The sequence below is a fragment of the Sphingomonas citricola genome (assembly GCF_019429535.1).
Lineage (GTDB): Bacteria > Pseudomonadota > Alphaproteobacteria > Sphingomonadales > Sphingomonadaceae > Sphingomonas > Sphingomonas citricola.
Map to the genome: position 1 here is coordinate 496,262 of NZ_JAHXZM010000001.1, position 13,868 is coordinate 510,129.

Here is a 13,868-nt window from a genome sequence, read left to right on the forward strand (position 1 = left end):
GAGAATGCGCGTGACGAGTAACGAGATCGAACCGCAATTCTTCGACAGTTTCGACGGCGTGCGGATCGCGTGGCGCGAACTGGGCGAGGGGCGGCCGGTGGTGCTGATCCACGGCTATTTCTCCGATACGAAGACCAATTGGCTGCGCTACGGCCACGCCTCCGCGGTCGCGGCGGAAGGGTTCCGCGTCATCATGCCCGACCTTCGCGGGCACGGCGACAGCGCGAAGCCACACGAAGCCGCGAGCTATCCCGCGGACGCGCTGATGCGCGACGGGCTAACGCTGGTCGCGCATCTTGGGCTGACCGATTACGACCTGGGCGGCTATTCGCTCGGCGCGCGCACGACCGTCCGGATGCTCGCGAACGGGGCGACGCCCGCGCGCGTCGTGCTGTCGGGCATGGGGCTGGCGGGGATCACGTCGACCGCGGGGCGGGGCGGATATTTCCGCAACGTGCTGACCAATCTCGGCAGTTTCGAGCGGGGCAGCCGTGAGTGGCTGACCGAGGCGTTCCTGAAGACGACGAAAGGCGACCCGGAAGCGCTGCTGCGTGTCCTCGACACCTTCGTCGACACGCCGCGCGACGCGCTCGACGCGATCGCGCAACCCGTTCTCGTCGCCGCGGGTGCGGAGGACGACGACAACGGGTCGGCGCGGGATCTCGCCGACGCGCTGCCGGGCGGCCGTTACGTCGAGGTGCCGGGCAATCACATGAGCGCGGTGACCAAGCCCGAACTGGGGCACGCGATCGCGGCGTTCCTGCGGCGGTAACGCCGGGCGCGTCGTCAGGACGCGGTTGGCGTGCCCGTGTCGGGGATCGTGTTCTCGTCGGCGATACCGGCCTCGAACGATTTGGACGCATCGGTCCCGTCGGGCTGGTGCGCGGTCACACTTGGCGTCGCGGCGCCGGGCGTCTTCGCAGCATCGGGCAGCAACGCGGGTTGGTGTCCTTTCGCCGACTTCGCCGACGAACTGCGCAGCGACAATAGCGCGGCGGTCGCGGCCGCGCCGATCGCGGCGACACCGCCCGCGATCGCCGCGGCTCCCCATTTGCCGCCAACCTTCTCGGTCAGCCTGTCCGCGGTGGCCGTAGCCTTCTTCGTGGTTGAGCGGGTGCGCCGCGCGGCGGTTTTCGCAACCCTGGCGGCGCGCTCCTCGGCCTCGGCCACCGCGTCGCTGACCTCGCGCGCAGTCTCGGTCACGCGAGCCTTGGGCACGGGCTTCGCCGCAGGCTTGGGTGTGCTGCGCTTCGTCGAGCGCGGCTTGGGCGGTGCCTTGGCGGGTTTGGTGGCCGCCGGCGTGTCGGTCGCTGCCTTCGCTGGGGGCTTGGGCTTCGCGGCCGGTTTCGTTGTCGTCTTGCGGGGCGCGCGGCGGCGCGGGGTCGCCGGTGCCGAACTGGTCGGCGGCGGGGTCGGGGTGTCGCTCTCGTCGGCCATCGTCAGCTCCCAGCAGAAATGATTCCGCTTGCGTAACGCACGGCCCTGCGCGGGTTTCCGCCGCGACACCCCAACCTGGATCAGTCGCTCAGCGGAACGGCGGCTCGTTGAACGCGCGCAGCTTGCGGCTGTGAAGTCGGTCTCCCTCGCGGCGCAGTTCCTCGCACGTCTCGATGCCGATCCGCATATGCTCGCTGATCGCACGTTCGTAGAAGCGGTTGGCCTGACCCGGCAGCTTCAGCTCGCCGTGGAGCGGCTTGTCGGAGACGCACAGCAACGTGCCGTACGGTACGCGGAAACGGTAACCTTGCGCCGCGATCGTCGCCGATTCCATGTCGATCGCGACCGCGCGGCTGAGCGAGAAGCGCAGCGCCGAGCGCGCGTAGCGCAGCTCCCAGTTGCGATCGTCGGTGGTGACGATCGTGCCGGTGCGCAGACGACGCTTCAGTTCCTCGCCCGACTGGCCCGAGATCGTCTCGGCGGCGCGCGCGAGTGCCTGCTGCACCTCGGCGATCGCGGGAACGGGGATTTCTGGCGGTAGCATGTCGTCGAGGACATGGTCGTCGCGGAGATAGGCGTGCGCCAGGACATAGTCGCCGATCCGCTGGCTGGGGCGCAGGCCGCCGCAATGTCCGATCATCAGCCACGCCTCGGGCCGCATGACGGCGAGGTGGTCGCAGATCGTCTTGGCGTTCGACGGACCGACGCCGATGTTGACGAGCGTGATGCCGGTGCGGTCGTCCGCCATCAGGTGATAGGCCGGCATCTGCAACCGCCGCCACGCGCTGTCGTCGAGCATCGCGGGATCGTCGCCGGCGCGGAACATGACGCCGCCCGGACCCGACAGCGCGGTGAAGCGCGAATCGCCGCCGACCTGCGTCGTCGCCCATCGGACGAATTCGTCGACGTAGCGGTGATAGTTGGTGAACAGCACGTAGCGCTGGACGTGCTCGGGCGGGGTGCCGGTATAGTGGCGCAACCGCGCAAGGCTGAAATCGGTGCGCAGCCCGTCGAACAGCGCGAGCGGACGGGTGCCGTCGAACGAGGCCCACAGCCCGTCGGCGATTTCGTCGCCGATGTACGCGAGTTCAGTCGTCGGGAACCAGCGCGCGAGTTCGGCGGCCGACACCTGGTCGAGGCTCAGCGCGCTGCCCGCGTCGAGCACGTAGGGGAAGGGGATTTCCTGCCGCCCCGGCACCGCGTCGACCTCGACCTCGTAATCCTCGATCAGGAAGGTCAACTGCTCGACCAGATAGTCGCGGAACAAGTCGGGCTTGGTCACGCTGATGCGATATTCGCCCGGAGTGACGAGGCGGCCGAACGACCGCGGCGGCGCGGTGCGCGACGGTGCGCCGGAGAAGCGGATGCGGATTTCGGGGTAGGCGAACGAACCGTCCTTGCGCCACGCGGGATCGGGCTCGGTCCGGTCGGCGATATAGGCGGCGACGGCGGTCTTCAGCCGGTCGACGGAGGCGGAATACAGGCGGTCCAGTTCGCGGACGATGTCGGCAGCAATCATCACCAGCGATTATGCCCGACGTGTTGCGCTTTCAAGTCCGCGACCCGGAGAAAGCGGGCGGCCTGTTACGCCGCCCGCCCGCATGCCTCAGAGTTGTCCGAGCAGGTGATCGGCCGAGCTGACCTTGAATTCGCCGGGCCCCTCGACGTTCAACTGTTCGACGACGCCGTCGTTGACGACCATCGAGTAGCGTTGGCTGCGCGTGCCCATGCCGAACTTGCTGCCGTCCATCGTCAGGCCCAGCGCCTCGGCGAAATCGCCGTTGCCGTCCGCCAGCATCGTCACGCCATCGGCGTTCGACGACTTGCTCCACGCGCCCATCACGAAGGGATCGTTGACCGAGGTGCAGACGACCTCGTCGATGCCCTTGGCCTTCAGTTCGGCGCCCTTCTCGACGAAGCCCGGCAGGTGCTTGGCCGAGCAGGTCGGGGTGAAGGCACCGGGGACCGCGAACAGCGCGACCCGCTTGCCCTTGAAATACTCGCCCGTGTCGACCGGTTCGGGGCCGTCCGCGGTCATCTTGGTAAGGTTCACCTTGGGCAGTTGCTCGCCGACGCTGATCGTCATGTTCGTGATGCTCCTGTGGGATCGGAGCCCGCGCTCTCGCAAGCGCGGCCGGCGAACACAAGCCTTGGCGCTCGCGCACGCACGCGCCTAGACTGCGGCGATGGAAGAGTCGCGTTACCTGACCGGGCAGTTCCTGCTCGCGATGCCCGGGATCGGCGATCCGCGGTTCGAGCATTCGGTCATCGCCATGTGCAGCCACGACGAGGAAGGCGCGCTCGGGATCGGGGTCGGCGCGACGATCAACGGCTTGGGCCTCCACGACGTCCTCGAGCAGCTCGAGATCGCGCCGGGCGCCGCGCCCAACGCGCCGGTGCATTTCGGTGGCCCGGTGGAAGCGCGGCGCGGGTTCGTGCTCCACTCGACCGACTGGGGCGGGCAGGACACGTTGTCGGTCGCGGGGCGCTGGTCGTTGTCGAGCACGCTCGACGTGCTGCGCGCGATCGCAGCCGGCACGGGGCCGTCGGCGTGGATCGTCGCGCTCGGCTACGCGGGCTGGGGTGCGGGGCAGCTCGACGAGGAATTGACCCGGCACGGCTGGTTGAACGTCGCCGACGATGACGCGATGCTGTTCGAGACGCCCGCGGCCGAGCGCTGGCGGCGCGGGTTCCGGGTCGCCGGGGTCGACCCGCGGCTGCTCGGGTTCGAGGCGGGGCGGGCTTAGCGACTACTCTGTAGAGGCCCGTGACGCGGGAGTTAATCCCGCGTCGTCGGTCGGCGCCTGCGCGCCGCCGGCCGGTCGAGCGAGGTTAGCCTGGCCCCAAGGCCGGCTGAACTCACGCGACATATAAAGATATCTTTATATTTGCCCCTCGGCGCTCGTGCCGCTATTGCGCCGCGCATGTCGTCCGGTGCGCGTGTTCACCTTGGGCGGCCTCACACGACTGGAGAAACGCCGTGGCTACCGCCCCCGTTTTGGACAACAACGATTACGTCATCGCAGACATCGGCCTCGCCGATTTCGGTCGCAAGGAGATCGAGATCGCCGAAACCGAGATGCCGGGCCTGATGGCGCTGCGCGAGGAATTCGGCGCGTCGCAGCCGCTCAAGGGCGCGCGGATCACCGGCTCGCTCCACATGACGATCCAGACCGCGGTGCTGATCGAGACGCTGACCGCGCTCGGCGCCGACGTGCGCTGGGCGACGTGCAACATCTTCTCGACGCAGGACCACGCGGCAGCCGCGATCGCGGCGGCGGGCATCCCGGTGTTCGCGGTGAAGGGCGAAAGCCTCGCCGATTACTGGGACTATGTCGGCAACATCTTCGACTGGGATGACGGCAACGGTCAGACCGCGAACATCATCCTGGACGACGGCGGCGACGCGACGATGTTCGCGCTGTGGGGCGCGAAGCTCGAGCGTGGCGAGAGCTTCGGCGAGCCCGAGAACGCAGAGGAAGTCGAGTTCCAGCGCGCGTTGAAGGCATTCATTGCGAAGAAGCCGGGCTACCTGACCGAGACGGTCAAGAACCTGAAGGGCGTGTCGGAAGAAACGACGACCGGCGTCCACCGCCTGTACGAGATCGCGAAAAAGGGCGAGCTGCCGTTCCCCGCGATCAACGTCAACGACTCGGTGACGAAGTCGAAGTTCGACAATCTGTACGGCTGCAAGGAATCGCTGGTCGACGCGATCCGCCGTGCGACCGACGTCATGCTGGCGGGCAAGGTCGCCTGCGTCGCGGGTTTCGGCGATGTCGGCAAGGGCTCGGCGCAGTCGCTGCGTAACGGCGGCGCGCGCGTGATGGTGACCGAGATCGATCCCATCTGCGCATTGCAGGCCGCGATGGAAGGCTTCGAGGTTGTGACGATGGACGAGGCGGTCAAGCGCGCCGACATCTTCTGCACCGCAACCGGCAACGCCGACGTCATCACCGCCGATCACATGAAGGCGATGAAGCCGATGTCGATCGTCTGCAACATCGGCCACTTCGACAGCGAGATCCAGATCGCGGCGCTCGACAATTACGAGTGGACCGAGGTCAAGCCGGGCACCGACCTCGTCAAGTTCCCCGATGGCAAGCAGATCATCATTCTCGCCAAGGGCCGCCTGGTGAACCTCGGCTGCGCGACCGGTCACCCGTCGTTCGTGATGTCGGCGAGCTTCACCAATCAGACGCTCGCGCAGATCGAGCTGTGGACCAAGGGTGAGAACTATCAGAACCAGGTCTACGTGCTCCCCAAGCACCTCGACGAGAAAGTCGCGGCGCTGCATCTCGAGAAGCTGGGCGTGAAGCTGTCGCAACTGACCCCGAAGCAGGCGGGCTACATCGGCGTGCCGGTGGAAGGCCCGTTCAAGCCGGACCACTATCGTTATTGATTGCCGGCCGACAGGCTGACGAAGGAAAGGGCGGGGCTTCGGCTCCGCCCTTTTTCTTTGCGCATCGGAGGTGAGTTTTGATGAGCAGCGAAAAGGGCGCCGCGGATGGTCCGCGACGCCCCTTAAACTACCTTCTGACCGCGTCGACGATCAGAAGTTCAGGCGGACGCCCGCGTAATAGCGGCGGCCAAGCGGATCGTAGACACTGGTTGCGGTGTCCTGTCCCGCATCGGCGCCGATGTCGGCGAGGTACGGAGGCTTGTTGTTGAGCAGATTGAACCCGCCGACGTAGAACTCGAACTGGTCGTTCACGTTGAAGCGGATCTGCGAGTCGAGGTAGAATTGCGGGCGGACGCGATAAAGTGGGTTCGAGCCCGGACGCGCGCCGGTCAACTGGTCGTCGAGGCTTGCCTGGCTCAGCCACGTACCGGTCATGGTCAGGCCGACACCTTCGATGTCGTACGAGCCATTGACGGTGAAGCGATCACGCGACGCGCCGATCTCTCCCGCGAAATAGTCGCGGTCGGCATCAGGAAGAGGCACGGTATAGCCCGAGATCAGGTGCGTGTACGACCCGCGCAATCCCAGCGTACCCGCCAAACCGATATCGGTCAGGTTCTGGCGCCAGGTGATCACGGTATCGATACCCTGCGTCTTGACACCACCGCTGTTCAGATAGGTGGTGGTCAACTGATCGATCGATCCCGCGGTGTTCGGCCCGATGTTCGCCGGACGACGCGTGATCTGCGCGCAATAATCGCTGTTCGCTGCCTGGTAGCATTGATTCAGGATGTACTGGAGCGGCGTCTGGACGATCGCATCCTTGATGCGGATGTTGAAATAGTCGACCGTGACGACGAAGTTGCGCAGTGCCGAGATCGACTTTGGCGTCAGCACGACACCGGCGGTGAACGAGTCGCCCTTCTCCTCTTGCAGCAGCGGATTGCCGCTCTCGAAGCTGGTCACACCCTGGATATCTGCCTGCGACGGGGTGAACGAGCCATTCGCCGCGATATTTGCGGCGATACCGGCGTTGCTGCGGCACTGGGTGCCCAGCGTACCGGCGGTATTCGCCGTCACGCCGATGCAGGGATCGTTGACCGAGGGGAAGTTCTGCTGCGGCCCCTGGAACAGCTCGTTGATGTTGGGCGCGCGAATCGAGCGTGCCTGCATCACGCGGAAGCGGATATCGCCCGTTGGTGCCCACTCACCTCCGTAGTTGTAGCTGACCGTCGTCCCGACCGTCGAATAGTCGGATACGCGTACCGCACCACGGATGCTGAGTGCGTGAAAGAAGGGCCGGTCCTGCAACAACGGCACGATCGTCTCGCCGAAGCCTTCCCACAGGTGGAAACGACCGCTGGTGGCGGGAAGCGCGTTGTTGCCGTTCAGACCCTGCTGCGTCAGCAGATCGAAGTCGTTGCGGCTGGTTTCACGGCGATACTCGGTACCAACGCTGAAGCCGACCGGATCGGCGCCGAATAGCGAGAACAGCTTGCCCGACACGTTGCCGCCGAACACGGTCTGCGTCACCTTCGTCGACAAGGTGGTCGGAACCGCAAGATAGCCTTGCGCGGACGCAAGTGTACCCGGACCATAGATATTGGCGGGGACGCAACCATCCGCACGCGCGGCCGCGTCGGCGCAGACGATCTGTCCGGTCGCAGGGTCGCGGTAGCTGTTCAGCGCCTGGAAGAAGCGGTTGGTATTGAACTGGCCGGTGCCGCTCTGGTTCTCGCTCGTCTGGCCGTAGATGCCGTACACTTCGTAATTGAAACGATCGGCCAGGAAACTGCCGTTCGCACCGCCCGCCACGCGGAACGTGTCGCGACTGGCGCGGCTCGTGCGCGGACCGAAATCCTGAAGCCGGCGGTCGAAGTAGATATCCTTCAGGCCGTCACCGTCGGTGTCGGTTGCGGCATTGAAGATGGCGTCGGGCACGAACGGATTGCGGTAGGTGATGCCGCCGACCACGGTTTGGATCGGGATCTGGCCGCTATTGCGCGGGTTGCTGAAGGTGGAATCAAGCGGGAACGGCTCGATCACCGTGCTGACCTTGGTCTTCGCGTAATTGCCTTCGAGGAACAGGTTCAGCGCGGGCGACACTTCGAAGTTCGCGCGTCCGGCCGTGACGTAGCGCTCGACCGGAACCGCGAGGTAGCGGAAGTCAGACCGGTTGAAGCCGTCCGGTCCGGCGACCGAGCCATCCGCGTTCACGCATCCACCAGTGCCATTGACCGATACGCAGTCGCGCAGCGCGCCGTCCTGGCCATAAGTAAACGTTGAATCGCCAGCGTAATAACGGCCTTGCGGCGCATAACCCGACAAATACGGACGCTGCGGGGTGAACAGATCCTCGTCCAGCCCAGTCACGTAAGCACCCCGGCTGGTCGAATCGATCGCGCTCGAGCCGGCCTCGGTCGACCGATTGCGCTTCAGAACGGTGCCCTGCTTCGAATAGCCGCCGAACAGCATGATGTTGCCGCGCCCGTCGGCGAAGTTCTTGCCTGCCAGCAGGTTTACCTGGCGGTCGAAGCCGTCACCATATTGCGAGATCCCGGTCTGCGCATCGATTTGCACGCCGTCGAACTTCGTCTTGTAGACGAAATTGACGACACCCGCGACGGCGTCGGATCCGTACACGGCCGATGCGCCACCCGTAAGCGTATCGACCCGCTCGATGAACTGTGTCGGGATGACGTTGAGGTCGACCGCCTGGCTGCCTGGCACGCCCGATACGAACCGGCGTCCGTTGACCAGCACGAGCGTACGATCCTCGCCGAGGTTGCGCAGATTGACCGTCGCGACGCCCGCCGACTGCGTCGCGAAGCTGGAATTGGTGCGGCTGATGCCCGGAGCACCGAAGCTCGGGTTTTGCAGCAGCACGTCCTGCACGTTGATGACGCCGGCTTGCTGGATCTGCTCGGCGCCGATCACCTGCAGCGGCGACGCGGCCGTTGCCGATGGGGAAGCGATCCGCGATCCGGTGACGACGATGTCACCGGCGGGCTCACCGCCCTGTCCAGCCGCTCCGTTTGCCTGAGCGGCGGGATCCGTTGCGCTCGTAGTCGTCGCATCTTGCGCGTTGACTCCACCTTGCCCTTGCGCCGCAGCGGGCGCCGACGCTTCTGCCTCACCCGCCGCGCCAGTCTGCGCCGCGCGTGCCGGGTTCGCTGCGTCCTGAGCGAAGCTCGGCGTGGCGACAAGCGTTGCGCCAGCCAAGAGCGTGGTGGCCAGCAGGCGCTGGCGTGAAGACGATATCATCGAAATCCTCTCGAAAACCGTGAACGGCGGTCGGGCAGCATCGCTGACCGACAGGCTCGCGCAGCGTTTATGCGCGGCAGCTCGACGAGGATAGGTATGGCAACATAGCTGCCCGTAATAACTTACAAATGTGACGATCGTGCAACACCCACCGAAAGCATGCCGCATTCTTGCTGGGGTGAAGCAAGCGGGATAGGGCTGCGTTGATGCCGATGCCGACACCAGCGCGAACGTGAGTGGGGGATTGATCTTCGTCGCCGTGGGGGTGGTGCTTGCGGTCTTCTTCGCGCTGGCAGCGTCAATGCTCGCCGCCGGCCTGCGCGCGCGCTCGGCCGCTGCCGGTCTAGTCGGCACGCATGCGCGGCTGACGTCGTTGCTCGCCTCCGCGCCCGTACAGTCGCTGCTGATCGGTGCCGACGGCAGGGTCGAGGTTGCCGCGCGCGTGGCAGCGTGGCTTAACTGGTCTCATCCGCCGCGCAGCGTTGCGGAGCTTCGCACCGCCGACTGGGGACTAGTGACGGACGACGCATCGGTGTTGTCCCGCGACATCGACGCGCTCCTGCGCGCTGCGCGCCCCTTCACCCGCGTTGTGCGGACCGGCGACGGGGCGCGCGCGCTCAGCGTCATCGGCGAGCGGCGCGGTGACGAGGTGGTGTTGTGGTTCAGCGACGTCACCGCGAGCGAGGAGCAGTTCGCGCGGCTGCGGCAGGACGCGGCGGAGCTGAACGAAGCTTTTGCGGCGCTGAGCGGGCTGATCGAGGCGGCGCCGCTGCCGATGTGGTACCGCGACGCGGACCTGCAACTCGCGATGGTCAACTCGGCCTATGTCACCGCGGTCGAGGCGCGCGATGCGGCAAGCGTGATCGCGCGCGGGCTCGAGCTCACCGAAGGATCGGGGCAGGGCGGGCCGCGCGCGGGTGCGATCGCGGCGCGCGATACCGGGCGACCGCAGCAGCGCGTGCTGCCCGCGACGATCGGCGGCGCGCGCCGCGCGCTCCGACTCCATGACGTGCCGCTGCCTGTCGGCGGGGTCGCCGGCTACGCGATCGACATCGAGGAGCTTGAACAGGCGAATGCGCGCGAGAAGCGCTTCGCCGAGGCGCAGCGCGCGATGCTCGATCGGCTGTCCGCTGGCGTCGTCCAGTTCGGGCGCGACCGGAGCCTCATCTTCTGCAATCAGCCGTTCCGCCGGATGTTCGCGATGCGCCGCGAATGGCTGTCGGATCGCCCCGAGTTCGACCGCGTGCTCGAACGCATGCGCGAGGCCGGGCGCGTGCCCGAGGTGCGCGACTTTCCGGGCTGGAAGGCCGAGCGGCGCGGCTGGTTCCTCGCCGCCGACGGCGCCGCGGAGGAGAATTGGCACCTGCCCGGCGGCACGCATCTGCGCGTGGTCGCGCAGCCGCTGCCCGACGGCGGACTGTTGCTGATCTTCGAGGATCGCACCGAGCAGGTCCAGCTCGCCAGCGCGCGCGACACGTTGCTGCGCGTTCGCACCGCGACGTTCGACAATCTGTTCGAGGCGCTGGGCGTGTTCGCCGCCGACGGCCGGCTGCAATTGTGGAACAACCGCTTTCGTGCTTTGTGGAATTTCGAGGAGGAGTTCCTCGCCGGCCACCCGCGCGTCGATGCGATCGCGGAGCGGCTGGCGCCGCAACTCGCCAACCAGGCGCGCGCCGCGCTCGTCTCTGAACTCGTCCGCTACGCGACGATCGAGCGCAAGCAGCGCGGCGGTCGCGTCGCGCTCGCCGACGGGCGTCATTTCGAGTTCGCGGCGGTGCCGTTGCCCGACGGCAACGCGCTGGTGACGATGCTCGACATCTCCGACAGCCGCCGGATCGAGCAGGCGCTGCGCGACCGCAACGAGGCGCTGGAGGCCGCGGACCGGGTCAAGACGGCGTTCGTCGCCAACATGAGCTACGAACTGCGCACGCCGCTAACCTCGATCAGCGGGTTCGCCGAGATGCTGCACGGTGGCTATGCCGGAACGCTGTCGGGCGAGGCGATTGCGTACGTCGATGCGATCCTCGACTCGGTCGAGCGGCTGGGCGTGTTGATCGACGACGTGCTCGACCTGACGCAGGCGGACAGTGCGACGCTGGAGCGCGAGGATATCGAACTCGGCGCGGTGGTGCGCGCCGCGGCGGATGCGCTGACCGCGTCGGCCAGGCGGCACCGAATCGAATTCGTGGTCGAGGTGCAGCGCACCGCCGGGCGCATCCATGCCGATCGACGCCGCATCCGCGAGGCGGTTGAGCATCTGCTGCGCCACGCGGTCGGTGCGACCCGCGCGGGCGGGCGCGTGCTGCTCCACGTCGACGGCGACTCGAAGCGCGCGCGGATCGTCGTGTCCGACGACGGGGAGGGCATGACCGTCGAGGAGGCAGCGCGCGCGTTCGACCGCTTCGCCCAGCCCGGGATTACGCCGGGGCAGGAGCGCGCGCTAGGGCTGGGCCTGCCGCTCGCCAAGCAGTTTGTCGAGGCGCACGGGGGCACGGTGTCGCTGGTGAGCGAGCCGGGGCACGGTTCGCTCGTGACGGTCGAATTGCCGCGGCGATGACGGGCACGCTAGTCCTGCCCGACGCGGCCGCGACCGAGGCGCTGGGACGTACGCTCGCGCCGGTGCTGCGCGCGGGCGACGTGGTGCTGTTGTCGGGCGGGCTCGGCATGGGGAAGACGAGTTTCGCACGCGGCGTGCTCGCGGGCCTCGGGCTCGCGGGCGAGGCGCCGAGCCCGACCTTCGCGATCCTGCAACCCTATGCCCCGCCCGAGGTGCGCCTTCCGGTGATGCACGCCGATCTCTACCGGATCGAGGATGCGGGCGAGCTCGAGGAACTGGGACTCGCCGACGCGCTCTACGATTCGGCGCTGCTCGTCGAATGGCCCGAGCGGGTGCCCGCCAGCATCTGGCGCGATCCGCTGCGGCTCGACTTCGCCGTCGCACCGGCGGGCGGGCGCGCCTTGACTTGGCATGCGTCGGCGGCATGGGAGTGGCGATGGGTACCGAGATGACTTCCGGCGCGCCGATGCCCGGCGACATGATCCCGCCGGCACATGCCGCCACGTTCCTCGACACCGCGGGCTGGCACGGCGCCACGATTGCGCCGCTCGCCGGTGATGCGTCGTTCCGGCGCTATTTTCGCGTCGAGGCGGGGGGGCGTCGCGCGGTGCTGATGGATGCGCCGCCGCCGCACGAGGATCCGCGCCCGTTCATCAGCGTCGCGGCGTGGCTAGGGGAGCGCGGGTTCGCCGCGCCCGCGATCCACGCGATCGATCTTGACCGCGGGCTGGTGCTGCTGGAGGATTTCGGCGACGTGCGGATGCGCGAAACGGTCGACGCCGACGCCGACGCGCTGGTGCCGCTCTATTCGTCCGCCGTCGACGTGCTGGTCGCGTTGCACCAGCATCCCGCTGGCGCGTGGCGCGCCTACGACCGCGCGGAATTGCAGCGCGAGGCGGGATTGCTGGTCGACTGGTTCTGTCCGGCGATCGGGCTCGACGTCGACGCGCACGGCTACCGTGCTGCGTGGGACGAGGTGCTGCATCATGCGCTGACCGAGCGGCCGGTGACGGTGCTGCGCGACTATCACGCCGAGAATTTGATGCTGGTGGGGCCCGAGCGCGCGCTCGGACTGCTCGATTTCCAGGACGCGCTCGCGGGGCATCCGGCCTACGATCTCGTGTCGTTGTTGCAGGACGCGCGCCGCGACGTGGAGCCGTCGATCGAGGAGGCGATGCTCGCGCGCTATACTGCCGCAACGGGCGCGGGATCGGCGTTTCTCGATGCCTATCACGTGCTCGGCGCGCAGCGGAACGCGAAGATTGTCGGCATCTTCACGCGGTTGTGGAAGCGCGACGGCAAGCCGCGCTATCCCGCCTTGTGCCCGCGAGTCTGGGCGTATCTGGAACGCGACCTGAGCCATCCCGTGCTCGCCCCCGTCGCACGCTGGTTCGACGCGAACATCCCGCCCGAACTACGCGGCGATCCGATGCTGGTGCGCGGAGCCGCGGCGTGACGCGCCCGCGCTACATCCGTCCGGTGCCCGAAGCCGGGGTCCCGAAGACCGCGATGGTGATGGCGGCGGGTCTGGGCAAGCGGATGCGCCCGTTGACCGCACTTCGCCCGAAGCCGCTGATCACGGTCGCGGGCAAGCCGCTGATCGATCACGTGTTCGACCGGTTGCGCGATGCCGGGGTCGAGCGCGCGGTCGTCAACGTCCATTACCTCGCCGACGCGCTGGAGGCGCATGTCACGCACCGCGTCTCCGGGCTCGACGTCGTCGTGTCCGACGAGCGCGCGCAGTTGCTCGAAACCGGCGGTGGTCTGGTCAAGGCACGCGAGATGCTGGGCGACGCGCCGTTCCTGGTCGTCAACAGCGACAATCTGTGGCTCGACGGGCCGACCGACGCGATCCGGCTGCTCGCGTCGCACTGGGACGACGCGGCGATGGACGCACTTCTGCTGCTGGTGCCCTACGCACGCGCGCACAACCATCGCGGGCAGGGTGACTTCCATATTGATGCCGGGGGTCGGATCACCGGGCGGCGTCGGCCGGGCCGGGTCGCGCCGTTCGTCTATACCGGCGTGCAGATCCTCTCACCGCGCGTCATCGCCGACTGGCCCGAGGGGCCGTTCTCGACCAATTTGTTCTGGGACCGCGCGATCGCCGCGGGGCGCGCGTACGGCGTGGTCCATCAGGGGTTGTGGTTCGACGTCGGCACGCCGGGTGCGATCGCGCGGACCGAAGCGATCCTCGCGGATGGCTGAACG

At 67.4% G+C, this 13,868-nt stretch carries 11 protein-coding genes; 7 read left to right on the plus strand and 4 right to left on the minus strand.

The window, feature by feature from the left end:
- Positions 1 to 4: 4 nt before the first annotated feature.
- Positions 5 to 772: an alpha/beta fold hydrolase gene (locus KZ810_RS02475; RefSeq protein WP_219767391.1), complete on the plus strand. Its 768-nt coding sequence runs from the start codon at positions 5 to 7 to the stop codon at positions 770 to 772.
- A 14-nt stretch (positions 773 to 786) separates the two neighbouring features.
- On the opposite strand, the gene KZ810_RS02480 is transcribed toward KZ810_RS02475, so the two are convergent.
- The 3 genes from KZ810_RS02480 to KZ810_RS02490 form a co-directional block, all read right to left on the minus strand.
- Positions 787 to 1,437 (minus strand): hypothetical protein, encoded by a 651-nt coding sequence (locus KZ810_RS02480; RefSeq protein ID WP_219767392.1) that lies wholly within the window; start codon positions 1,435 to 1,437, stop codon positions 787 to 789.
- Between the two features lie 88 nt (positions 1,438 to 1,525).
- Positions 1,526 to 2,956, minus strand: coding sequence for an AMP nucleosidase (locus tag KZ810_RS02485; protein WP_219767393.1), 1,431 nt, complete (start codon positions 2,954 to 2,956; stop codon positions 1,526 to 1,528).
- An 87-nt stretch (positions 2,957 to 3,043) separates the two neighbouring features.
- Positions 3,044 to 3,523 (minus strand): peroxiredoxin, encoded by a 480-nt coding sequence (locus KZ810_RS02490; RefSeq protein WP_219767394.1) that lies wholly within the window; start codon positions 3,521 to 3,523, stop codon positions 3,044 to 3,046.
- A 100-nt stretch (positions 3,524 to 3,623) separates the two neighbouring features.
- Between KZ810_RS02490 and KZ810_RS02495 the strand changes: the two genes are divergently transcribed.
- Together KZ810_RS02495 and ahcY are read left to right on the plus strand one after the other, a co-directional pair.
- The gene (locus KZ810_RS02495) at positions 3,624 to 4,184 is read left to right on the plus strand and encodes a YqgE/AlgH family protein (protein ID WP_219767395.1); all 561 of its coding nucleotides are present in this window, start codon (positions 3,624 to 3,626) and stop codon (positions 4,182 to 4,184) included.
- A 233-nt stretch (positions 4,185 to 4,417) separates the two neighbouring features.
- A complete protein-coding gene (gene ahcY / locus KZ810_RS02500) occupies positions 4,418 to 5,836 on the plus strand; it encodes an adenosylhomocysteinase (RefSeq protein ID WP_373369131.1) in 1,419 nt (472 codons plus the stop codon).
- Positions 5,837 to 5,986: 150 nt separating this feature from the next.
- On the opposite strand, the gene KZ810_RS02505 is transcribed toward ahcY, so the two are convergent.
- On the minus strand, positions 5,987 to 9,100 hold the full coding sequence (locus KZ810_RS02505; protein ID WP_219767396.1) for a TonB-dependent receptor domain-containing protein: 3,114 nt from the start codon (positions 9,098 to 9,100) through the stop codon (positions 5,987 to 5,989).
- Between the two features lie 301 nt (positions 9,101 to 9,401).
- On the opposite strand from KZ810_RS02505, the gene KZ810_RS02510 reads away from it, so the two are divergent.
- The 4 genes from KZ810_RS02510 to KZ810_RS02525 are packed head-to-tail and all read left to right on the plus strand — an operon-like array spanning position 9,402 to position 13,865.
- On the plus strand, positions 9,402 to 11,657 hold the full coding sequence (locus KZ810_RS02510; protein ID WP_219767722.1) for a sensor histidine kinase: 2,256 nt from the start codon (positions 9,402 to 9,404) through the stop codon (positions 11,655 to 11,657).
- Positions 11,654 to 12,109 carry a tRNA (adenosine(37)-N6)-threonylcarbamoyltransferase complex ATPase subunit type 1 TsaE gene (gene tsaE, locus KZ810_RS02515; RefSeq protein WP_219767397.1) on the plus strand — a complete coding sequence of 152 codons (456 nt, stop codon included), beginning with the start codon at positions 11,654 to 11,656 and terminating at the stop codon, positions 12,107 to 12,109. Before KZ810_RS02510 ends, tsaE begins: the two co-directional genes overlap by 4 nt.
- A gap of 26 nt (positions 12,110 to 12,135) precedes the next feature.
- Positions 12,136 to 13,113, plus strand: coding sequence for an aminoglycoside phosphotransferase family protein (locus tag KZ810_RS02520; protein ID WP_219767723.1), 978 nt, complete (start codon positions 12,136 to 12,138; stop codon positions 13,111 to 13,113).
- Positions 13,114 to 13,166: 53 nt separating this feature from the next.
- Positions 13,167 to 13,865 (plus strand): nucleotidyltransferase family protein, encoded by a 699-nt coding sequence (locus tag KZ810_RS02525; protein WP_258044391.1) that lies wholly within the window; start codon positions 13,167 to 13,169, stop codon positions 13,863 to 13,865.
- Positions 13,866 to 13,868 lie beyond the last annotated feature (3 nt).